Origin of the sequence: Peribacillus huizhouensis (assembly GCF_014138605.1) — a bacterium.
Taxonomy (GTDB): Bacteria; Bacillota; Bacilli; order Bacillales; family DSM-1321; genus Peribacillus; species Peribacillus huizhouensis.
Genome location: NZ_JACJHX010000007.1, coordinates 37,375 through 60,421, shown reverse-complemented (window position 1 = coordinate 60,421; position 23,047 = coordinate 37,375). Strand labels below are relative to the sequence as shown.

General features: G+C 38.3%; 25 protein-coding genes. 21 read left to right on the top strand and 4 right to left on the bottom strand.

The annotated features are described in order from the left end of the window. Positions 1-8 precede the first annotated feature (8 nt). The gene (locus HNP81_RS12385; RefSeq protein ID WP_182502818.1) at positions 9-572 is read right to left on the bottom strand and encodes a GNAT family N-acetyltransferase; all 564 of its coding nucleotides are present in this window, start codon (positions 570-572) and stop codon (positions 9-11) included. Between the two features lie 210 nt (positions 573-782). Here HNP81_RS12385 and spoIIM point away from each other — a divergent pair, with 210 nt between their 5' ends. From spoIIM to lysA, 16 genes are all read left to right on the top strand, one after another. Continuing rightward, the gene (gene spoIIM / locus HNP81_RS12380) at positions 783-1,430 is read left to right on the top strand and encodes a stage II sporulation protein M (protein ID WP_028391619.1); all 648 of its coding nucleotides are present in this window, start codon (positions 783-785) and stop codon (positions 1,428-1,430) included. Positions 1,431-2,084: 654 nt separating this feature from the next. Further along, positions 2,085-2,549, top strand: coding sequence for a ferric iron uptake transcriptional regulator (gene fur, locus HNP81_RS12375; RefSeq protein WP_028391618.1), 465 nt, complete (start codon positions 2,085-2,087; stop codon positions 2,547-2,549). A gap of 171 nt (positions 2,550-2,720) precedes the next feature. Then, a complete protein-coding gene (locus HNP81_RS12370; protein ID WP_028391617.1) occupies positions 2,721-2,948 on the top strand; it encodes a DUF4227 family protein in 228 nt (75 codons plus the stop codon). 5 nt (positions 2,949-2,953) lie between these two features. Continuing rightward, a complete protein-coding gene (gene xerD, locus HNP81_RS12365) occupies positions 2,954-3,847 on the top strand; it encodes a site-specific tyrosine recombinase XerD (protein WP_028391616.1) in 894 nt (297 codons plus the stop codon). A 540-nt stretch (positions 3,848-4,387) separates the two neighbouring features. Further along, complete coding sequence (gene deoB, locus HNP81_RS12360) at positions 4,388-5,575, top strand: phosphopentomutase (RefSeq protein ID WP_182502817.1); 1,188 nt, start codon at positions 4,388-4,390, stop codon at positions 5,573-5,575. Between the two features lie 60 nt (positions 5,576-5,635). Next, on the top strand, positions 5,636-6,448 hold the full coding sequence (locus tag HNP81_RS12355) for a purine-nucleoside phosphorylase (RefSeq protein WP_028391614.1): 813 nt from the start codon (positions 5,636-5,638) through the stop codon (positions 6,446-6,448). Positions 6,449-6,479: 31 nt separating this feature from the next. Further along, on the top strand, positions 6,480-7,784 hold the full coding sequence (locus tag HNP81_RS12350; RefSeq protein ID WP_028391613.1) for a pyrimidine-nucleoside phosphorylase: 1,305 nt from the start codon (positions 6,480-6,482) through the stop codon (positions 7,782-7,784). Between the two features lie 340 nt (positions 7,785-8,124). Continuing rightward, positions 8,125-9,291, top strand: a complete 1,167-nt coding sequence (locus tag HNP81_RS12345; RefSeq protein ID WP_182502816.1) for a D-alanyl-D-alanine carboxypeptidase family protein — start codon at positions 8,125-8,127, stop codon at positions 9,289-9,291. A gap of 130 nt (positions 9,292-9,421) precedes the next feature. Continuing rightward, positions 9,422-9,772, top strand: a complete 351-nt coding sequence (gene spoIIAA / locus HNP81_RS12340) for an anti-sigma F factor antagonist (RefSeq protein WP_028391611.1) — start codon at positions 9,422-9,424, stop codon at positions 9,770-9,772. Between the two features lies 1 nt (position 9,773). Next, a complete protein-coding gene (spoIIAB, locus tag HNP81_RS12335) occupies positions 9,774-10,214 on the top strand; it encodes an anti-sigma F factor (protein ID WP_028391610.1) in 441 nt (146 codons plus the stop codon). Positions 10,215-10,227: 13 nt separating this feature from the next. Further along, a complete protein-coding gene (gene sigF / locus HNP81_RS12330) occupies positions 10,228-10,986 on the top strand; it encodes an RNA polymerase sporulation sigma factor SigF (protein ID WP_028391609.1) in 759 nt (252 codons plus the stop codon). 147 nt (positions 10,987-11,133) lie between these two features. Beyond that, the gene (locus tag HNP81_RS12325; protein WP_028391608.1) at positions 11,134-11,751 is read left to right on the top strand and encodes a stage V sporulation protein AA; all 618 of its coding nucleotides are present in this window, start codon (positions 11,134-11,136) and stop codon (positions 11,749-11,751) included. After that, positions 11,741-12,163, top strand: a complete 423-nt coding sequence (locus HNP81_RS12320; RefSeq protein WP_028391607.1) for a stage V sporulation protein AB — start codon at positions 11,741-11,743, stop codon at positions 12,161-12,163. Before HNP81_RS12325 ends, HNP81_RS12320 begins: the two co-directional genes overlap by 11 nt. A 69-nt stretch (positions 12,164-12,232) precedes the next feature. Next, entirely contained in the window at positions 12,233-12,835 is a 603-nt protein-coding gene (gene spoVAEA / locus HNP81_RS12315; RefSeq protein WP_028391606.1) for a stage V sporulation protein SpoVABEA, read from the top strand. Further along, entirely contained in the window at positions 12,795-14,273 is a 1,479-nt protein-coding gene (locus HNP81_RS12310) for a spore germination protein (protein WP_028391605.1), read from the top strand. The genes spoVAEA and HNP81_RS12310 overlap by 41 nt, the downstream gene beginning before the upstream one ends. A 438-nt stretch (positions 14,274-14,711) precedes the next feature. Then, complete coding sequence (gene lysA / locus HNP81_RS12305) at positions 14,712-16,034, top strand: diaminopimelate decarboxylase (protein WP_028391604.1); 1,323 nt, start codon at positions 14,712-14,714, stop codon at positions 16,032-16,034. 175 nt (positions 16,035-16,209) lie between these two features. Here lysA and HNP81_RS12300 read toward each other — a convergent pair whose 3' ends face one another. Next, positions 16,210-17,079, bottom strand: coding sequence for a DUF1002 domain-containing protein (locus HNP81_RS12300; protein WP_182502815.1), 870 nt, complete (start codon positions 17,077-17,079; stop codon positions 16,210-16,212). 535 nt (positions 17,080-17,614) lie between these two features. On the opposite strand from HNP81_RS12300, the gene HNP81_RS12295 reads away from it, so the two are divergent. Then, on the top strand, positions 17,615-17,974 hold the full coding sequence (locus HNP81_RS12295) for a GNAT family N-acetyltransferase (RefSeq protein WP_028391602.1): 360 nt from the start codon (positions 17,615-17,617) through the stop codon (positions 17,972-17,974). Between the two features lie 483 nt (positions 17,975-18,457). Here HNP81_RS12295 and HNP81_RS12290 read toward each other — a convergent pair whose 3' ends face one another. Together HNP81_RS12290 and HNP81_RS12285 are read right to left on the bottom strand one after the other, a co-directional pair. Beyond that, positions 18,458-18,985: a DUF309 domain-containing protein gene (locus HNP81_RS12290; RefSeq protein ID WP_182502814.1), complete on the bottom strand. Its 528-nt coding sequence runs from the start codon at positions 18,983-18,985 to the stop codon at positions 18,458-18,460. Between the two features lie 489 nt (positions 18,986-19,474). Continuing rightward, entirely contained in the window at positions 19,475-19,567 is a 93-nt protein-coding gene (locus HNP81_RS12285; RefSeq protein ID WP_084552323.1) for a YjcZ family sporulation protein, read from the bottom strand. A 254-nt stretch (positions 19,568-19,821) separates the two neighbouring features. Here HNP81_RS12285 and HNP81_RS12280 point away from each other — a divergent pair, with 254 nt between their 5' ends. The 4 genes from HNP81_RS12280 to HNP81_RS12265 all read left to right on the top strand — a co-directional run bounded on the left by HNP81_RS12280 (position 19,822) and on the right by HNP81_RS12265 (position 22,783). After that, positions 19,822-20,589 (top strand): segregation/condensation protein A, encoded by a 768-nt coding sequence (locus HNP81_RS12280; protein WP_182502813.1) that lies wholly within the window; start codon positions 19,822-19,824, stop codon positions 20,587-20,589. Further along, positions 20,576-21,157: an SMC-Scp complex subunit ScpB gene (gene scpB, locus HNP81_RS12275; protein ID WP_028391599.1), complete on the top strand. Its 582-nt coding sequence runs from the start codon at positions 20,576-20,578 to the stop codon at positions 21,155-21,157. Before HNP81_RS12280 ends, scpB begins: the two co-directional genes overlap by 14 nt. Before the next feature lie 110 nt (positions 21,158-21,267). Continuing rightward, positions 21,268-21,756: a DUF3907 family protein gene (locus tag HNP81_RS12270; protein WP_028391598.1), complete on the top strand. Its 489-nt coding sequence runs from the start codon at positions 21,268-21,270 to the stop codon at positions 21,754-21,756. Positions 21,757-21,904: 148 nt separating this feature from the next. After that, the gene (locus HNP81_RS12265; protein ID WP_034301068.1) at positions 21,905-22,783 is read left to right on the top strand and encodes a superoxide dismutase; all 879 of its coding nucleotides are present in this window, start codon (positions 21,905-21,907) and stop codon (positions 22,781-22,783) included. Positions 22,784-23,047: the final 264 nt, after the last annotated feature.

Sequence of the window (23,047 nt, the reverse complement as noted above, 5' to 3'; positions counted from 1 at the left end):
CCTCTTTTTTATTTTGTGATTTTCGAAAAAACACAAGTATCCCGTACTGATTTTCCATCTACGCTTATACTATCGTTTCGAAGAATAGCTTCCAGAATAAAGCCCAATTTCTCAGGGATCCGTCTGCTATTTAGATTGCTCGGGTCACAGCGGATTTCAACTCGCTTTGCTTGGTAATAGTCAAATGCGAAATCGGTTAAAGCGCAGACGGACTCTGTGATATAACCTTGTTTGCTATGGCGAGTATCAATCCAATAGCCGATTTCAAATTTAGGAACATTCCAGTTGATTCTGTGAAGTCCAGTTGAACCGATGAAAGCATCGTCCTTCTTTCGGTAGATATGTAACCGAATATCTTCCTTCAAAATAAAATCAGCATAAGCACTGCGGATATTTTCTTCTATATTTTCCAAAACAGGCTCATGGATTGCAAAGGGAAGCCATTCTTTTAACTGATCGCGGGAATGTAAAATGGCCCGATGGACATCATACCCATCTCCTGGCCGACAAGGTCTCATATAAAGCCTCTCTGTTTCAATTCTCTCTGGGAAATCCTTTAATATCGCCTTCATTTCATTACCTCCTTAGATGCTTACTGATCGACGGCCATTGGCGCCAAAAAAATTCATCCTATATATCTAAAAGTTTAATTGGAAAATTATATCACGAAAGATAACCGTTGTCTGAAAAAAAGAATAGATGTATATATTCAAAAAAATCCAGAGTCATAATAAACACGGTTCGTCATACAATCTACTAAGCAATAGTCAGGAGGAAAAAAGATGAAGAAAAAATCCGTCGTACAAAACGCAGCAATTAATCATATCAACGAACATTCCTCATTGTATGTGTTTATTACTGTCCTATTTTTAATGGGAGTGATCTTTGGGGCCATTCTTGTAAATAGTTTGAGCTTTACTCAGAGCGATGACTTATTTTACTATTTATCACAATTTTTTGGACAAGTATCCGAGGCGAAAATTGCAGCTGATTGGGACATGTTTACCCAAAGTGTTGCGCATAATGTGAAATATATAGCGTTTATGTGGATATTAGGAGTGTCAGTAATTGGCCTGCCTGTGATTTTGGTGCTATTGTTCTTAAAGGGTATGGTAGTCGGATTTACGGTTGGCTTCTTGGTTAGTCAAATGGGGTGGGGGGGCTTCTTGCTTTCGTTTGTTTCGATTTTGCCGCAAAATATTATTATCGTGCCTGTATTTATCATTATCGCAGTCATTTCCGTTTCGTTATCTGTGAAAATGATTCAAAGAATTCTCATGAAACAAATTCGCGAGCCTTTAAAACCGATTATCATGCGCTATATATTAGCATTGACCGTATCGATCGTCTTTTTAGCTTGCGCAGGTGCAATTGAAGCCTATGTATCTCCTTCTTTAATGAAAAATGTTGTTAGTTTACTAAATAGATAAAGTGAAATTTCAATCAGTGGGGGGCTTCATCTTCCACAGGTTGTTAGTCCCGTTCTACTGTCGCTAAGATCGCAGCGACAGCTTCGATCAATCGGACAGTACGAACCCGAATCAATGAATCACAGACTAAGTACGCCGCGTCCTCATGTCTACGTCTGTGTGACCCACGTCCTGTGGGCCTCAATTATACCATTGAAAAATCACATCGGGCTTTTACATCAAAAAGCGAGGCGAATGGTGTGGGAACGTCTCCTAAGATCGCGCTTACGTCCTGTGATAGTCCGACAAGTATAAGAAGGAATACGTATTGGCGTAGTTTGCCACAGAGTATTACAGCTTATGACTTCGAGGGGCTAGGAGCCGCAACTAGATTAGACAGTTATCCCTCAAGCTTCCTCGATTCCGCTAAGCTTTAAGGTGGGGGTTTTGACCGTTAATGCGGGAAAAAACATCCGTGAGCGCTAGCTCCCAATTCGATGATGAAAAAGGTTCAGGTTCTATGACGGCATCACCTTATAAACGTGGCTGTCCGGAGTTGGTTTTGCAAAGCCCTGCCCCTTTTCTACAGAAAAAATAAGCAAATGGCGATTTTCTCTTTTGACAGTTTTCCCTCTTTTGATATAATAGAAACGATACGGCGCGGGAGGGAAAAGTATGGAGACCAGAATCGATCGAATAAAAAAGCAGTTGCACTCGTCCAGCTATAAATTGACGCCTCAGCGAGAAGCGACCGTTCGCGTTTTACTTGAACATGAAGAGGATCATTTAAGCGCTGAAGACGTGTACCTCCTTGTCAAAGAGAAGTCGCCGGAGATAGGCTTGGCAACTGTATATCGTACGCTTGAATTGCTTACTGAATTAAAAATAGTTGATAAAATTAACTTTGGTGATGGAGTGTCCCGATACGATTTAAGACAAGAGGGCGCAGCGCATTTTCATCATCATCTTGTATGTGTTGAATGCGGGGCAGTGGACGAAATTCAGGAAGATTTGCTTGAAGATGTAGAAACGATCGTTGAACGTGATTGGAATTTTAAGATAAAAGATCATAGATTGACCTTCCACGGAATTTGCCACAGATGTCATGAAAAAACAGAAGATGATAAAGCGACTGAATGAGTTACGCAGCCTTTTCCTATCCTTAGGAGAAGGTTTTTTTGCATATTGCCCTTAAATAAAGTGAAAATCCGTATAAATCCTTTCTTACTTGGCATAGATTGAAGTAAGACAAGTTATTCGAACTGTGTACGAACGAGTGCATCTTGAATAATGAGGGGACGGAGGGTAGAAATGAAGACATCATTTTCCATGTTACTTCATACTTTAAAGGTACTGTTGCTCTTTGTGAGCTTTACTGTTCTTTTTTATAGCGGCATGGTATGGTTAAATCAAGAGTTTGAAGGGTATCATCGCTATGATGAACCGAAAGGAACTGCAATTAAAGTAACAACAGCGGAAGATCCAGAAGAAGAGACCTGGTTTAGCAGACTTATGCTGTTTTATTTAAATGGGGAGTAATGCCAATGGAAGACCAAATAAGAGATTATATTCACTTTCTGACTATAGAGAAGGGGCTTGCTGCGAATACCCTTGTTTCCTATGAGCGAGATTTGAAATCATATCGGACTTACTTAAAAAATGTCTGTCAATTGGCTAGTTGGAATGATTCTCGCAGAACGAACATTATCCAGTTTCTTGCTCATTTAAAAGACCAAGGAAAATCCTCGAAAACAATTGCTAGACATATTGCATCGATACGGTCCTTTCACCAATTTCTCATTCGTGAGAAAGTGACAGACCAAGATCCATCTGTACATATTGAATCACCACAGCCAGAAAGAAGCCTTCCAAAAGTGCTAAGTATGGAAGAAGTAGAATCATTGCTAGAATCTCCAAAGCTTATCGAACCTTATGGATTTAGAGATAAAGCGATGCTTGAGCTGTTATATGCAACAGGAATGCGGGTAAGTGAATTGATTAATCTTAATTTATCTGATGTACACTCGACAATGGGCTTTGTGCGTTGTGTCGGTAAAGGGAATAAAGAAAGAATCATTCCGATTGGAAAAACAGCGCTTTTCGCTATTGATCAGTATATAGTTCAAGCTCGCGGAAAATTTGTAAGTAAAAACTATAAAACTGATTCTTTATTTCTGAATCATCATGGAAATCGGTTGACTCGGCAAGGTTTTTGGAAAATTTTAAAAAGATTAGCAAAAGAAGCAAACATTGAAAAAGAACTGACGCCACATACATTACGGCATTCGTTTGCAACGCACTTAGTAATGAATGGAGCAGATTTACGGGCGGTACAGGAAATGCTCGGGCATGCTGATATTTCAACGACGCAAATCTATACCCATGTGACAAACGTTCGTTTGAAAGATGTGTATACAAAGTTTCATCCAAGAGCTTAATAGAATGATAAGGAGTATTTAAGGTCTTGACTTTGCACATTATAAACACCAATTATCCCGGTTTAACGGGATGGCTTTGTAGATTCAAGAGAAAGGCAGCCCGTATAATACCGGTCGCTTCAATTTTGCAATAAAACAAAACTAGGCGAGTTACAATGCTACCTAGATTTAATAAAGAGAAAGTTTGACTAAAGACATAGACATGACCATGCGTCGAGTTTCGTTATTTGTTTATTGAATGGGTTCGTAGTAATACTCTAACGAGGCTTTAGCGCTAATCAAACAAGACTAACTATCACTGGGGGAGGAAAAACCCATGCTGATGGTTAGTCTTATCAAGTTAGATCTATGTCATATAACTAAAACATGAGTGGTTACCGGGTTTAAGAAGATAAAATCATTGTAAAAAAGATCAAAAATCGTTTACAATGTAGTGGTCAGACTTCTGACTTCAAAAACGCTTACATATTAAACGGTGATTTAATCAATATTGTTACGGGTAATATAAAAAATAGAGGTAAAAAGCTAGGAGGAATAAACATGAACCAAGAATCTAGATATAAAAGAATTTTCTTAGTTGTAATGGATTCAGTTGGGATTGGCGAGGCACCGGATGCTGACTTATTTGGTGATGAGGGTGCGGATACACTCGGTCATATCGCTGCTGAGATGAACGGATTGAAAATGCCGAATTTAGGTAAATTGGGACTAAGTAATATTCGGGAGATTCAAGGTGTGGATAAAGCGGACCAACCGCTAGGATTTTTCTCTAAAATGCAAGAAGCATCAACGGGAAAAGACACAATGACAGGTCACTGGGAAATAATGGGTTTAAATATTACGAAGCCTTTCCGTGTCTTTCCTGACGGGTTTCCTGAGTTGCTCATTCACGAATTAGAAGCTAGAACAGGTCGCTCAATCATCGGAAATATTCCAGCAAGTGGAACAGAAATTCTTGACCAGCTTGGTGAAGAGCACATGAAAACAGGAGCGCTGATTGTCTATACATCTGCTGATTCTGTGCTTCAGATTGCCGCACATGAAGAAGTCGTGCCACTAGATGAATTATATAAAATTTGTGAAATTGCTCGTGAATTGACATTGGCTGATGAATATAAAATTGGACGTGTTATTGCCAGACCATTTATCGGTGAACCAGGCGATTTCAAAAGAACAGCGAATCGCCATGACTATGCATTAAAACCGTTTGAACGAACCGTTATGAATGAATTAAAGGATGCAGGTTTGGACGTTCTTGCTGTCGGGAAAATTTCTGATATTTTTGATGGGGAGGGTGTAACTAAAAGCTTGCGAACAGTGTCTAATGTGGACGGAATGGATAAATTACTGCAGACTTTAGACATGGACTTTACTGGGTTAAGCTTTTTGAATTTAGTTGACTTTGATGCATTATACGGGCATCGCCGTGACCCAATTGGATACGGAAAAGCGTTAGAAGAATTTGACGCACGTATGCCGGAAGTGTTAAGTAAGTTGAAGGAAGATGATTTATTAATCATTACTGCAGACCACGGGAATGATCCTGTCCACGCCGGAACAGACCATACACGTGAGTACGTGCCACTGCTAATCTATTCACCCCGTTTTACAAAGGGTAAAGAATTGCCAATCAGTCAAACGTTTGCTGATCTTGGCGCAACAGTAGCAGAGAATTTTAAGGTGAAAATGCCGGAATTCGGAAAAAGTTTATTGGAATATCTTCAATAAAGATGGCTGATATTGGGCGTTTTCCACGAATAATATAAAGAATAAAGGGAGTAGTGCAGAATGTACGAGAAAATTGAAAAAGCAGCATCGTTTATTAAAGAAAAGTTTCAGGATACACCAGAAATCGGTTTAATTTTAGGATCAGGTCTTGGTGTTTTAGCAGATGAAATTGAAAATGCGGTGAAAATTCCATACAGTGAGATACCAGAGTTTCCGGTGTCAACTGTTGAAGGTCATGCTGGGCAGCTTGTACTTGGCGAACTAAGTGGAAAAAAGGTTGTCGCTATGCAAGGACGTTTCCATTATTACGAGGGCTATCCTATGGAATTGGTCACGTTCCCAGTTCGTGTTATGAAGCTTCTTGGTGTGGAGAAAATGATCGTAACGAATGCTGCCGGTAGTGTGAATGAAAGTTTTGTTCCCGGTGATTTAATGCTGATAACTGATCATATAAATTATACAGGTACAAATCCTTTGATCGGGCCGAATGATGAGCGCTTTGGTCCACGCTTCCCGGATATGTCCGAAGCATATAGTAAGCAGCTTCGAGCAAAAGCGAAGGAGATTGCTTCAACTCTTCAAATCGATACAAAAGAGGGAGTCTACTTAGGATTTAGCGGTCCAACTTATGAAACACCAGCAGAAATCCGTCTCGCAAGGGTAATGGGAGGAGACGCAGTAGGGATGTCAACTGTACCAGAAGTTATCATCGCTCGTCATTCAGGGATTGAAGTGCTAGGTATTTCTTGTATTACGAATATGGCAGCTGGCATCTTGGATCAGCCACTATCACATGAAGAAGTGATTGAAACGACGGAAAAAGTAAAAAGTAGCTTCATGAGCTTTGTAAAAGAAATTGTTAAACAAATGTAAATTTAAAATATTTTAAAAAGTGGTGATTTCAATGAGAATGGTTGATCTAATTGCAAAAAAAAGGGACGGGTTTGAGCTATCAACTGAAGAAATTAACTTTATTATAGACGGATACACAAAGGGATCGATTCCTGATTACCAGATGAGTGCATTTGCAATGGCTATATACTTTAAAGGCATGGCTGAAAAAGAACGTGCTGATTTAACGATGGCGATGGTCAACTCAGGAGAAACAATTGATTTATCAGCGATCGAAGGTATTAAAGTGGATAAACATAGCACTGGTGGTGTGGGTGATACTACAACACTTGTGCTAGGACCTCTTGTTGCTGCAGTAGGTGTGCCTGTTGCGAAAATGTCAGGCCGCGGTCTTGGTCATACTGGTGGAACTATTGATAAATTAGAAGCGGTCAAAGGCTTCCATGTTGAAATTGAAAATGAAGAGTTTATCCATCTTGTTAACAAAAATAAACTCGCTGTAATCGGCCAAAGTGGGAACCTGACTCCAGCCGATAAAAAGCTTTATGCCCTACGTGATGTTACAGCAACAGTTGACAATATCGCGTTGATCGCAAGCTCGATTATGAGTAAGAAAATTGCCGCTGGTGCTGACGCTATCGTCTTGGATGTGAAGACAGGAGCGGGTGCATTTATGAAAACAGTTGAAGATTCGGAGCAGCTGGCTAAAGCGATGGTAAACATCGGGAATAATGTTGGCCGTAATACAATGGCGATTATTTCAGATATGAGTCAGCCACTTGGCTTTGCCATCGGGAATGCATTAGAAGTAAAAGAAGCGATTGATACATTAAAAGGGGAGGGACCTGAAGATTTAACGGAGCTTTCTTTAACACTTGGTAGTTATATGGTTTATTTAGCGAAGAAAGCGGAATCTATTGAAATGGCTAGAACAATGCTTACACAAGCAATCAAGGACGGCTCGGCACTAGCTTCCTTTAAAATGTTCCTTGAAGCACAAGGGGGAGACGGATCGATTGTTGATCATCCTGAAAAGCTTCCACAAGCACAATATAAATTCGAGCTTGAAGCAAAAGAAGATGGATATGTTTCTACAATCGTAGCAGACGAAATAGGAACAGCCGCAATGCTTCTAGGAGCAGGGCGGGCTACTAAAGAATCTGAGATTGATTTAGCTGTAGGTCTTATGCTAAATAAGAAAATTGGAGATCGCGTTGTCAAAGGGGAGTCCCTTGTTACGATATACAGTAACTTTGAAGATGTTTCTGCAGTTAAAGAAAAACTGTATGCGAATATCACAATCTCTTCTGAAAAAGTTGAAAAGCCAACGCTTATATATAAACAAATTACAGAATAATTTAGATGACAATAAGGTTGTCCTAAAGGGTCAGATCTTCACACTCTATACATCGTTTATTAGCTTATGTTCACGACTTAAACGATATATAGTAGGTGTGGGGTCTGACCCTTTCTTATGGGACGGCTTTTTTATACTTTGTTGCTTTTCAATCTATATGCACACTAACAATCTGGGGTGATTTCCGTTTCAGGTACTCGCATTCCGCTCGAATTGTTACTTGCTAAAAACAACTATCCAATAAAATAACTTCCTCCTTTTCCTTTTTAATTAACACAACTTGTATATTAATGATAATTTTGGAAAAAATAAAATTATCAAGAATAGGAGGGGTTTGCAGATGAAGCGGATAGTAAGTATATGCGCAGCTATTCTATTGCTAACAAGCATGAGCATTCCACATAGTTTTGCTGCTGAGAAAAATAGTGTTGAATTAGCAAAACAGGCGAAATCAGCCATTTTAATTGAAAGAGATACAGGCACTGTTTTATATGATAAAAACGCAGAAGAACAGCTACCACCTGCTAGTATGACAAAAATTATGACCATGCTACTCATCATGGAGGCACTTGATAAAGGTGAATTAAAGCTAAATGAAAAGATTAGCACAAGTGAATATGCCGCATCAATGGGTGGATCGCAAATCTTTCTAGAACCTGGAGAAGTCATGACGGTTGAACAAATGCTCAAAGGTATAGCGATAGGATCAGGAAATGATGCGTCTGTTGCTATGGCTGAAAGACTGGAAGGTTCAGAAGAAGCATTTGTCGCGAAAATGAATGAGAGAGCAAAAGAATTAGGAGCAACGCACACGAAGTTCCAAAATTCCACAGGACTTCCAGAGTCTGATCATTACAGTACGGCACATGATATGGCAATTATGGCAAAGGAATTATTGAAATATGACTTAATTACCCAATTTACAGGGACATACGAATCGTACCTTCGTGAAAATACCGACAAGAAATTCTGGCTTGTTAATACGAATAAGCTTGTAAAATTTTATCCAGGTGTAGATGGATTGAAAACCGGGTTTACAAATGAAGCGAAATATTGCTTAACAGCGACAGCGAAAAAAGGCGATATGAGGGTCATTGCGGTCGTAATGGGGGCCCCGTCACCGAAAGAACGAAATGCACAGGTGACGAAAATGCTTGATTATGCATTTTCACAATTTATGACCCATCCATTATATAAGCGTGGGGTTGATCTTAAGACGGTTTCTATCAGTAAAGGAAATAAAAAAAACGTTACGGGTGTAACGAGTGAGCCGATCTCTGTGTTGACGGCAAAAGGCGGGTCTGCAAAAGATTTTACAAAAAAAATCAAGCTTGACAAACATTTAAAAGCACCGGTTATGAAAGGTGAGAAAATTGGAACACTCGAAATCATGAAAAATGGAAAAAAAGTGACGAGCTCACCCATCGTAGCTAAAAATACAGTGAAAAAAGCAAGCTGGTGGGACCTATATAAACGTTCCTTTGGCATGTTTACAAAAACGGAGTAGCGTTTTGTGTCAAAATCAAACCTATTTTTTCTAATTTAGCCGAAAAACCACTAGTTTTGCTGATAAGAAGGAATTGACCCTCTAAAAGTAGAAATTCACTCCTTATACGACAGATAAGGAGGCATGAAGTTTGAGTCTGATAATTGAAATTGAAACGAAAAATCAAGTCTTATGTATCCGCCTAAGAGGAGAATTGGATCATCATACAGCTGTTGAGCTAAAGCAGCAGGCTGAATCAGTGTTGGAGAAACAGGAGATTAAACATATCGTGCTTAATCTAAAAGAGCTAACATTTATGGACAGCTCAGGGCTGGGCGTCATTCTTGGCCGATATAACCAAATAAAGAAGAACGACGGTGAAATGGTCGTATGTGCAATCTCCCCATCTATAAAGCGCTTGTTTGATATGTCAGGATTGTTTAAAATTATCAAGCTTGATATTTCTGAAGAATATGCTTTACAAAGATTGGGGGTTGCCTAATATGAAAAATAAAATGGAATTGGCATTCTCGGCACTCAGCCAAAATGAATCGTTTGCGAGGGTGTCTGTCGCATCATTTATCGCGCAATTAGATCCGACTCTGGATGAATTAACAGAGATTAAGACAGTCGTATCTGAAGGGGTAACGAACTCCATCATTCATGGATATGAGAATGACCCAACCGGTGTTGTTTATATTTCTGTTGTCCTAGAAGACGATATGATTGAATTGGAAATTCGTGATGAAGGCCTTGGAATTGAAGACTTAGACGAAGCACTTCAGCCACTTTATACGACAAAGCCAGAACTCGAAAGATCGGGAATGGGTTTTACGATTATGGAAAATTTCATGGATGAAATGCATGTCATTTCCCATAAAGGCGAAGGAACCATCATTCGACTAAAAAAGCACTTAACTAAAACTAAAGCTTTGTGCAATTAAGGGAGACACGCCTATGGATGTGGAGGTTAAAAACAAGAAGAACCAGGTCCATTTAAAAGATGATGAGTTACGGAGTTTAATCCGACGCAGCCAGAGCGGGGACCAAGAAGCTAGGGACAAGATTGTAAATAGTAATCTAAGATTAGTTTGGTCGGTCGTGCAGCGATTTTTGAATCGAGGCTATGAGCCAGATGATTTATATCAAATCGGCTGTATTGGTCTTCTAAAATCTGTTGATAAGTTCGATCTATCGTTTGAAGTGAAATTTTCCACGTATGCGGTTCCGATGATTATTGGTGAAATCCAACGTTTCATTCGTGATGATGGGACCGTAAAAGTAAGTCGATCGTTGAAGGAAATGGCTCATAAAATCCGTCGTGCCAAAGAAGAACTATCGAAAATATATGGGCGAGTCCCAACATTAACGGAACTTGCCGAGCATTTGGAATTAACCCCTGAGGAAATCGTCCTTGCACAGGAAGCAAGCCGTAGTCCTTCATCAATCCATGAAACCGTATATGAAAATGATGGAGATCCAATCACCCTGCTTGACCAAATTGCAGATACCAATGAAACCAAATGGTTTGATAAGATCGCTTTAAAAGAAGCGATTCATGGACTGGACGAACGAGAGCGATTAATAGTCTATTTGCGCTATTATAAAGATCAAACTCAGTCAGAGGTGGCTGTTCGTTTAGGTATATCGCAAGTGCAAGTATCCCGTTTAGAAAAGAAAATTCTTCAACAAATGAAAGACCATATGAATCAATAATTCATATGGTCTTTTGCGTGTAAAAAAAGAAAAAATATAATAGTTAAGTTAGATGGTAATTTTTAGTCATCACGATTCTTTCGTATGCTCCTTTGATTTCCAATCCATACTACAAATATAAGGAAAATAACGTGCGGGGTGAGTGAAATGGAACTAATTTATGTACGAATGCGAAACCGCGTACAAGTCAAATTAAATCAGGAAGTGAAGGTTAAAGATGTAGTAAAAGTAATTGGTCCCAAAGATTTAGTAAGTAAGCTTGAGGACATTACGCTTTTGAAAGTAAAAAAAGAGGACAAAAATATCATCATTATTGATCTAGTTCAGGTTATCCAGGAAATGGGAAAAATGGATAGTGAGCTTGAAGTACAGACGTTTGGTCCTGCTCAAACAATCGTTGAAGTAGTCTATGAAAAAAGAAAATTCTCGTTTTTATTTTTCATCGGAGTATGGATACTTCTGTTTTTAGGAACAGGAATCACGATTATGAACTATCATGTCGACGTGAGTATGCAAGAAGTCCATCAAAAACTATTTAAGCTTATTACAGGCAGGGAAGACAAAAGCCCGTTGTTAATTCAAATTCCTTATAGTATTGGCTTGGGACTAGGGATGGTCCTGTTTTTTAATCACTTTTTTAAAAAACGATTCAACGAAGAACCGAGTCCACTTGAAGTGGAAATGTTCAATTACCAGCAAGATTTAGACCAATACGTGATTATGAATGAAAATAAGGAAAGCATCCGTCAAATCGATGACAGGTAATTTGATTTTGGTTGCCGTTCTTGGTTTTGCAGGCGGACTTTCTGTCGGTGCTGGATTCGTTGCATTCTTAACTGTTCTTGGACTGATCCCAAGGCTAACTCAGCTGACAAAAACGATGAAAATGATTCGCTATTACGAATGGGCTGTAGTATTTGGTGTACTTGCTGGAACTTGGCTTAGCCTACAAGGAACTATTTTGCATTGGAATCAATACGTATTGCCGATTATTGGAGTGGCAAACGGTGTATTCAACGGAATGCTAGCGGCTGCATTAACGGAAGTGCTAAATGTGTTTCCTATCCTATCCAAACGGATTGGAATCCAAGATAAAATGGTTTATTTAATCATGGCAGTTGTTTTCGGAAAGGTAATTGGATCATTGTTTCAATGGATCTATTTTGTAAACTTGTGAAGATTAACATGTGAAAATTTCTAATAACCGACAGATGGGAGTTCACTTTATATAGAAAGGATCCCTTGAATGGACAATAAACGAAAAGTAGTCCTCATAACTGATGGTGACGAATACGCAAGAAGGGTGGTTGAGATTGTAGCTAAGGAGATTGGAGGACGCTGTATTTCTATGTCTTGGGGCAACCCAACCACTCTTTCAGGCAAGACCATTGTTAGGTTAATTAAAAAGGCCCCCTATGACCCCGTATTAGTAATGTTTGATGATAGCGGGATTGTAGGAGAAGGTGCAGGAGAAACTGCTATGCGGTATGTAGCCAATCATGCGGATATTGAAGTATTAGGCATTATTGCTGTTGCTTCAAGAACGCGACATGCAGAGTGGACGAAAGTGGACGTCAGTATTGATCGTGACGGTAACTTAACAGGAAATGGTGTCGATAAGTATGGGGCGGAAGAATTTGAACCAGGAAAAATTACTGGAGATACCGTTTATTGTATTGATCAGTTACATGCACCAATTGTCGTAGGAATTGGCGATATTGGAAAAATGTCAAAAAAAGATGATTATGTAAAAGGAGCTCCCATTACCAAGCTTGCCATTGAACTTATTTTAGAAAGGAGCGGCTATAGTGACGAACAAAAAAGAGCACAAGATGCGACCGATTCCTGAAAGAGTGGAAGAAATAGAAGCCTTTATGAAGGAGAAAGTTGGCCTAGGAGAAAGTTTTGACTTAGGTGTTAGAAAACTAATTATTTTGAAAAAACAGGTCCATATCTATTATGTGAATGGATTGACCGACTCGGAATTTATAATCGAAATTTTGGACCAGCTCGTCGATCAAAATGATACTGAAAGACATACACAAAAGGTATTTGAAAAAGTCTATAATAGTATAGTTCACCCATCAGTCGAAGAAATTAAGACTCTTGATGAATTAGTCGATCAAGTACTTTCCGGTTTGATTGTTATAGTAGTGGATGGGACGCCAATTGGACTTGTTGTCGATGTTAGAAGTTATCCAGGAAGAACACCAATAGAACCGGATACAGAGAAAGTGGTTCGCGGTTCAAGAGATGGCTATGTGGAAAATATTATTATCAATACAGCACTGACCAGAAGGAGAATCCGTGATGAACGACTTCGATTCGAAATTATGAGGGTTGGAGAACGATCAAAAACGGATATTGCGATCGGATATATAAAAGGGCTCGCTGATCCTGACTTAATAGATATTATACGGAAAGAATTATCTAATATAAAAGTGGACGGATTGACAATGGCGGATAAAACGGTAGAGGAATTTCTCGTCAAACAAGGATATATTCCTTATCCGCTCATCCGGTATACGGAACGGGCAGATGTCGCATCCACTCATTTGATGGAAGGGCATGTCATCATTTTTGTAGATACTTCTCCAAGTGTCATCATTACTCCATCAACGATTTTTCATCATATGCAGCATGCGGAGGAGTATCGTCAGGCACCGGCTATTGGTACTCTTGAAAGGTGGGTTAGATTTTTAGGAGTTATTGCTTCTATTTTACTATTGCCGGTTTGGTTCTTATTTTGTGTGGAACCATCGTTATTGCCGGAACAACTAGCATTCGTAGGGCCTAACGAATCAACAAATATTCCAATAGTCTTGCAAATCTTTATAGCGGACATTGGAATTGAATTTTTGAGGATGGCGGCCATACATACGCCAACCCCACTCTCAACAGCAATGGGACTAATTGCAGCCGTTTTAATTGGCCAGATTGCTATCGATGTTGGATTTTTCGTACCAGAAGTCATTCTCTACGCATCAATTGCTACAGTAGGAACATTCGTGACACCTAGTTTGGAATTAGGAGTTGCGAATAAAGTCTCACGGTTAATTATTTTACTTATTGTTGCAATATTTAAGCTACCCGGCTTAATCATAGGCTTAACATTGTACATCATTTTGCTAGCTAGTATAAAAACCTTGAATACACCATACTTATGGCCTCTTATCCCGTTTCGACCAAAAGCACTATCGCATATTTTGTTAAGAAGACCTTATCCAGGTTCTAGAATTCGTCCGAGTATTGTACATCCTCAAGATCGATATCGTCAACCAAAATAAAGTGAAACAGCAGTCAGTTGGGGTCTTGCTGACTGTATTGTGAGATAAATGAAAAAACTAAGATTGCTCACTTTGATTGGTTGTCTAACCAAATGTTAGTTCTTATATGTGATACTGCGGTATTACACCTTTATCTATGTTAAAAAGCTAAAATGAGTAGTGCAGCTTCATTAAATAGTTTCACATAAGTGTTGCTGTTGTCGAAAAGTTGTGGTAATTTAACTTTATTCTAAAAATCAATAGCTAAAGCTTTGAATAGCTATTTGAAAGAAAAAGATTCCACAAAGAGTTTCTCCTAAAAGGGTCAGACCCCACATCACTTATATCGTTAATACAATTTGTACAAGATTAGTGGAGATCTCAGACCCTTTTGGTGGGGAAATTCTCTTACAAGAACTGCGGGAATTGGCTTCAAAGACAGGAAAGGGAGAGGCGTATATGCACTTTTATGGAACAGGAAAAGTAAATGATGCAAGACATCTTGAAATAGGCGGAGTAGATACTGTACAACTTGCAGCTGAATACGGAACACCTCTATACGTATATGATATCGAATTAATTAGAGAAAGAGCGAGAGGATTCAAACAAACATTCGAAAATCTGGGAATCTCTGCACAAGTAGCATATGCTAGCAAAGCGTTTTCTTCAATTGCCATGATTCAATTAGTGAAAGAAGAAGGACTTTCTCTTGATGTTGTTTCTGGTGGAGAACTTTATACAGCGTTAAAGGCTGAATTTCCTGTAGAACGAATTCATTTTCATGGCAATAACAAGAGCGAAGAAGAACTAATGATGGCACTAGAGCATAACATTGGATGTATCGTCGTAGATAATTTTTCCGAATTAGAATTATTAGAAGAGCTGTGTGTGTTTAAAGAACAGAAGGTAAATATTTTACTTAGAGTAACGCCTGGAATTGAAGCTCATACACATGACTATATCCTGACAGGGCAAGAAGATTCGAAATTTGGTTTCGATTTGCTAAATGGCCAAGCAGAGCAAGCGTTAAAGCAAGCTTTAAATTGTAAGTGGATGAATGTACAAGGACTTCATTGCCATATCGGTTCACAGATTTTTCAAACGACAGGTTTTGTCTTAGCTGCGAAAAAGATAATCGGACAATTAAAGAAATGGAATGAAGAATTCGGCTATCAACCTCCAGTGCTAAATTTAGGAGGAGGTTTTGGGATCCGCTACACTGAAGAAGATACTCCCATTCCTGCTTCACAATATGTAGAGGAAATTGTTCGTGAAGTTCAAAATGAACTTCAAGGAACAGACATTCCAATGCCTGAAATTTGGATTGAACCAGGGCGTTCCCTTGTAGGGGATGCGGGGATTACTTTATATAAAGTGGGCTCTGAAAAAGAAGTGCCACAAGTTCGTAAATACGTTGCGGTTGACGGTGGAATGAGTGATAATATTCGTCCAGCACTGTACGAAGCAAAGTATGAGGCTGTACTAGCGAATCGACCATTAGATGAAGTAGAAGAGACTGTTTCAATTGCCGGCAAGTGCTGCGAAAGCGGCGATATGCTTATTTGGGATTTGCCTTTGCCAAAGTCTGGCCGCGGTGATCTTCTAGCGGTATTTTGTACAGGAGCGTACGGGTATTCGATGGCTAATAACTATAATCGGATTCCACGTCCAGCAGTAGTCTTTGTGGAAAATGGTGAGGCGAAACAAGTGATTAAAAGAGAAACATATGAAGATTTAGTCCGTTTGGATTTAGAATTAAAAGAAATCGTCAAAACGAAATAAAGTGAAACTTCCATCAGTGGGGGTCTTGCTGCCCATTAAGTGTGGGATAAAAAACGAGGCTGTCTAAAAGGGGCTAACCTCACCCTCTATATACAGTTTAAGCGTAATGCTTAATTTGTATATAGAGGGTGAGGATTTGACCCTATGGTTTTAGGACAGCCTCGTTTTTTCACTATTAAGAGAAGAAGGATTTTATCGCATCAATTAAACTGCTAAAAAAGCTTTTAAGTTTATCGAGAAAAGATTGGCCTTCTTCTGATTGGAGAAAGGTAGACAATTTTTCTTTAGCTTCTGTCAATTGGTTACCAACAGCATTCCAGTCAATATTTAAATCTTTCAACTTATTAAACAAGTCGATGAGGCTTTGGATTTGTTGCTCGTTTAAGGTAATTCCCAGTTCTTTTGCCGCAGACTCAATGATTGTTCGAACGTCTGCTTCTGTTTTCGGAGGATCTATTGCCATTTTTTCTTTTATCTTTGTAATAAGGGCAGCGGCTTCCTCTGTACCGACCTGATCACCGAGTTGAGCGGTTTTCACCATCTCCTCATTTGCTGCTTGTTTTACTTCTTCAGGTATCGCTTTATCTGATGAAAGTTCATAGGCTTTAATTACACCAGTTAAAGCAGCCGTCCCTGAAACGGGAATCGGAGCTGTTACATGTACGGTAGCATCTTTGACACCAGCAGTAGCAAGTGCATTGGCATACATCTCTTCTGTAACCCAGTTAATATTTTTTGATTCTACTTTCAATCCTGTGCCTGCTTTTTCCAATGTAATGGAAGAAGAAGAGATTGCTTTCGTTCCGATTAATCGGCTTGCAATATAATTTCCTAAATAATCGTGTTCTTCCTTATTAGTAACTGTTAGAATTTCAGCGTCAGCTGGTGCACCCATTTCTGCTAGTAACATTTGTTTTTGTTCTGCTGTGAGATTTTCACCAAGTGTAATAATCATGTCGCCCACCGCAGCATCGGCAAATGCACGAATTGGTACGAACATACAGAGTATTAGGGCTAATAAACCCCATTTTATTATTCTTTTCATTGTATTTCCTCCTTCAATTAATAGACGAACGTTTTGAGAAAAATATTCATAGTATGAGAGGAACTATCACTCATTAGCTATAGAATGTTCAAGGGATGCTTGAAGTTTCACTTTATAGTATAAGCAGATTGTAGAAAAGTTTCAAAATAAAAGTGGTAAAGCATCTGATTTTATGGTAATAAATTGAAATAATATTGTCAGAAAGTAAAGAGTGTAGTAAAATGAAGGCATAAACAAATAAAGAACGGTTGTGCTATGCATAAAATAATACTTTTTGTACTAATGATTGCGGGTTGTGGGAGTTCGTAAATGAGAAATAATAATCTAACTCTAATCTTCATTTTGATTGCACTAGGGCTTATTTGGGGCATTGTTTACTGGATATGGATCGTATAAAGCTAAATGGTCCTTGATGGGTCAATCTATTTTTAGTAAAAGGAATTATGGCGGATGTTGAAACAAAAGAAGTTTTTATGTATCATAAATATCGGTTCAATTATTAAAATACAACGTTCTTTTAGTAACGAGGGATATTATGTTAATCAAATATAAAAAAGCATACGAGAAATTTGCTATGGGTCTATTGTCGTTTATGCCAGAGGAAAAGGATATTAAAAAATTGCAAACCACGATGAAAGAGTACGAAATCAATGATAATATGCAATTGTATCTTTGGAAGGACGAGGAAATCCTCGGTGTGATTGGAATCGACCTTTCACTTTCTGATGTAATTATCATTAGGCATATTTCTGTTAACCCTTCTTTTCGCCAGCAAGGCATTGGAAAGACTATGATAAAAGAAGTTCAAGAGCTTTTTCCTAATAAAGAAATTAGACCAAATGAAAATACCGTTTCTTTCTTTGAAAAATGCGATTTTATCAAAGAAGTTGAATAATAAGAAGAACGTAAAAGATTTACCATGTAAATATATAAATAATTTATAAACAGTGGGCGTCTCATAAATGTCTGACTTCGTATTCTAAATCAGTATGAAGAGTTTCTTACAAGTATCTTTAACTGTATTTAGCTGTTGCAGGATCTGACCTTAGGCGCCTCTTTTTCCCGCATTAACGGGCAGTAAGACCCCCACCTCAAGGATAAGAGGTGGGGGTCTTATTTGCCTTTTTGTTTCTAACCCTACTTAAGGTCATAAGCTGTAATACTCTGTGGCAAATTACGCCATAGAGTATTACAGCTTATGCTTGTCGGACTATCACAGGATGTGGGTGACATAGAGGTAAGACTAAAGGACGCGGTGCACTTTGTGATTCATTTAGATCCTTCGACAGTAGAAAGGGACAAATCAGTGGGGAATGGAAAAAAACCTACTAATTGAAGTTTCACTTTATTGTAATGTGATCATTGAAGATTAAAAAAATCAGTCACTTTTCGTTTTTCGCATTTGCAGCTGTTTATTACGTTCTGTAATGACCTCTGAACGATCACGTAGTGCATGTCTGTTAATCAAAAGAGAATCATTAAGATTGCTTTCCTTCATCCACTGATAGCCGGCTTCACGGCAACTAGTAAGGCAGTCTTCCGATAATTTTTCGTCGAAAATTGGCAAATTCACACTTTGATAAGGTTTTTCTAAAATCATTCTTTCAGTAAGATCATCGATGAGTTTCATTAAATCATTGTAATCTATTCCAAGCTGGCTGATCTGCGCGGGCTTCAGTTGAAGAATATTACCTGCTTTTCGAATGGTCTTTCTAGCACCAATAAGATTTCCCCGACGGTAATGATAAAGAGCTACAGCTAGTTGGATAAATCCGACCCAATAGGAGTCTCTTTCACGAGGTGAGACCTCTTTCCAATATTCTTCTAAAATTTCATGGCATTCGAAATAATCTCTGCTAGCATGAAAATGAACTAAATAAGACACATACTCTTTTGGGTAGCCCAATTTGTTCACTCCTTGTTTATTCAATTGTTACCGTCATTGTAGCATAAGCCGGATTTAGAAGTGAATCCTTACAGTCATAAAGCCTTAGTAGGGGAAAAGTACAAGGAATAGCTTATAGGAGTGCTCTTTATGTCATAAAACATATTAATTAAAAGGCCCTTTTCGTAAAGATTGTTGTTATCAGCAAGTAACAAATTCGAGCAGATATTGATTGTAGTGGGAGGTACGGGCCACCTGTGACGCCCCGCTTAAAAGCGAATTCGTGTAACGGAAATTATCCCAGGAGAGTAGTGTACATATAATTTAAAAGCAACAAAGTATGTGAAAACAGCCAATTAAAAAGAGGATTTGACTCTTTCGTCAAATCCCTCTTTGTATAAATTTAATTATATAAACGAGGAAAATCAATTCGAGTTGTTCAATTATTTTGTTTAGTGGCTAAATTAGAGCCTCCTAGTCGCCTTATTAACAAGGCTTATGAGCTAAAAATTAAAACCAAGATGCACCTACAATAATTAACAAAATGAATAATACGACAATCAAAGCGAAACCTCCGCCGAAACCAAATCCTCCATCGCCCATGTTAGTACCTCCTTTAATTCTAATTTCTTTACAGTGTCAGAGTATGCACTTTTGAAGAAAAGTGTATGGGCAGAAACCTAATTTAGAAAAATGTTCCTAGAAAAAATGGCTTCTTTATTTAATGTACTATTGGATAACAGCTGAAAAATCCACTATACTATAGTGTGGCGTATTTTAGAAAAAGGTAGAAATAACGAATGAAGTTCGGCTTGCCTTAGGATTTGTAACCGAAAACGATGTAATGGGGTTTTGAAATGGCTTATAATATTAAAATTGATGCTTTTGAAGGGCCGATGGATTTATTGCTTCATTTAATCAATCGGCTCGAAATAGATATTTATGACATTCCAATGGCTGAGATAACAGAACAGTATCTTAGTTATATTCATACAATGAAGCATCTAGAATTAGATGTGGCCAGTGAATATTTAGTAATGGCTGCCTCGCTACTTGCCATTAAAAGCAAGATGTTAGTACCAAAACATGAAGAGGAACGTTTATACGATGAAGAAGGCATGGAATATGAAGAAGATCCTCGTGATGAGCTCGTAGAGAAACTGATTGAATATAAGAAATATAAACTAGCAGCCAATGAATTAAAGATGCTTGAAGAGGATAGAAGTTTAATGTTCATGAAGCCGCCAAGTGACTTGGGGGAATTTGTAAAAGAGGCAGAAATGGATCATCAAGATCTCAATGTAAGCTTATATGATATGCTCGGCGCTCTACAAAAATTGCTTCGCAGGAAAAAGCTCCAGAAGCCGATGTTTACAAAAGTAACGAAACAGGAAATATCTATCGAAAAACGGATGAATCAAATCATGGCTGACTTACAAGCAATTCGGGGAAGAAAAAGCTTTTTTGAATTATTCCCAGAGCCTGAGAAAGAGCATATTGTCGTTACTTTTTTAGCAATATTAGAGTTAGTGAAGCTAAATGATATCTTTCTCGAACAAGAGCATAACTTCGCAGAAATATTTGTTGCAACTAAGGAAGGTGTAAGAGCAGTTGGAAGTGATTAATTGGAAAGGTATCGTTGAAGCATTGTTGTTTGCAGCTGGAGATGAAGGATTATCTCTAAAGCAATTAACTTCAGTACTAGAAATGGCTGAACTTCAGACAAAAGAAGTTCTTCAAGATCTTAATGAATACTATGAAGAAAGTGATAGAGGTTTGCAACTAGTTGAAATGGCGGGCGTTTATCAATTAGCGACTAAAAAGGAACATTCGGATTATATTAAAAAGCTTGTAGAATCACCTGCATCGGGCGGATTGTCTCAAGCTTCTCTAGAGACACTGGCCATCGTTGCATACAAACAACCAATAACGAGGTCTGAGATTGATGAAGTCAGAGGCGTGAAAACAGAAAGGCCTTTGCAGACGCTTATTTCTAAAGCGCTAATTAAAGAAGTAGGTAGAGCGGATGGAGCGGGAAGAGCTTATTTATACGGCACAACGAAAGAGTTTCTCGATTATTTTGGATTGAAAACACTTGAGGAATTACCCGCGCTCGAAGGCTCATCCGAGGAAAACTTTGAACAGGGTGAAGCGGATCTGTTTTTTGAAAAATTCCAGGAAACACTTGACTGACAATATTATCGTAATTGTGATAATATACTAATAATAAATCTATCCAGCCCATAATACGTTTTTAGAATCGAAAACGGATTGGCGGATAAAATTCATTAGGGGGGTTCGCTGTGGAAAGTTCAACGGTTCAGTCTCAGTTAGTTGATGTACAAAACTTTTTAGAGAATACGGTAAGTACGCTTGAGGTATTTCTAAATGAAACGACAATGCATGAGTTGACGCAAGAAAAACAAGGCGATGAAACGTATTATAAAGGTCTTTTATCAACCATTCGCCGTTTGTTGGTAAACAGTGAATATTGTTTGGAAGAGTGTCAGATCATTTTGCAGAAAAACAATTTTAATAAAGAGATAGCTGAGAAAACTTTATATCGAATATTTCATGGGTGTATAGAAGAATTTTTTACTCCCAGATCAGATGTTTGGTATGAAGATAGCCGATCTGCTTATACCGGTGCACATGCGATTAGATTCCAAAAGGATGCCCCTGATAGTGTAGACCGCTTATTGAAAAGTCTAGAAGGCAATTTTCAAAGAATGCGTGAAGAACTAGATTATTATGAAAATGATTATCGTACGAAAATGATGCAGTCTAATTAAATGTAACCAAAAGCTGGTTTGCGAAAAGATCCTTTCGTAAACCAGCTTTTTGATTACTCAAAATATCCTCATATCATGCTAAATTTTTCATAGGATAGTTCAGAATGGGCAAAAAAAGAAGATTTAGTGATATTGGGGGAGAAAGAAAATGATAAATAAACAATATGTAGAAGACGTTATAGAATGGCTTCAGGGAGTAAGGAGTTTTCTTGACAAAAGATCGGATGATTCAAGTGATCTACATGATGAAATCGATCAACTATTAGAGTGTACATCGGAAATAAGTGAAGATGAGCTATCTGCTTCTGAAATCGAACAGCTTCAGCAACGTATCCATATCCTCCATCATAACGTAACCAAACTCTCGCAAAAGCAGCCACAAGATCTAAATGTAAACAAATCCGTGCCGATCGGAAAACATACGCTTCCGCCGCTCCCTTACCCCTATAATGCATTAGAACCAGTTATTTCAGAAGAAATTATGAAATTACATCATGATAAACACCACCAAACATATGTAGATGGGCTTAATAAAGCTGAACGAATGATGCAAAAAGCTCGTGAAACTAATGATTTTTCCTTAATTAAGCATTGGGAAAGAGAAGCTGCTTTTCATGGATCAGGACATTACTTACACACATTGTTTTGGGAAAACATGGATCCAAGAGGCGGTGAAAAACCAAAAGGGAGTTTGTTAAAGCAAATCGATCATGACTTTGGTAGTTTTGAAGCTTTTAAGAAACATTTTAGTGAAGCGGCAAAAGCGGTTGAGGGGATCGGTTGGGCAATACTTGTTTGGGCACCTAGAGCGAAGAAATTAGAAATACTTCAGTCGGAACGACATATGATTTTAACCCAATGGGATACGATTCCCTTACTTGTTTTAGATGTTTGGGAACATGCCTATTATTTGCAATATAAAACAGATCGAGCAGCCTATGTAGATAACTGGTGGGAAATCGTGAACTGGCCTGAGGTACAATATAGATTTGACAAAGCAAGTCAGCTTACATGGAAAACTCAATAAAGGCTTTTATTTCACATTCAAACTCATGATGTAGTTTGAAATTAGAATATTATAAAAGAGTCCATGCGCGTCTGCGCCAAAGAAAAAAATCAAAATGGCTTGGATATTGATAATTTCAGAGTACTAAACACCGCTTCTTTACATCAAATAAAACGAAATACAAAAAGGTGCAGACCTCGCACTCTATATCCTTTTTTATGTGTTCTTAAAACGATATTTAGTAGATATGAGAGTCTGCACTGCATATTTACTGAAGCTTTGTTG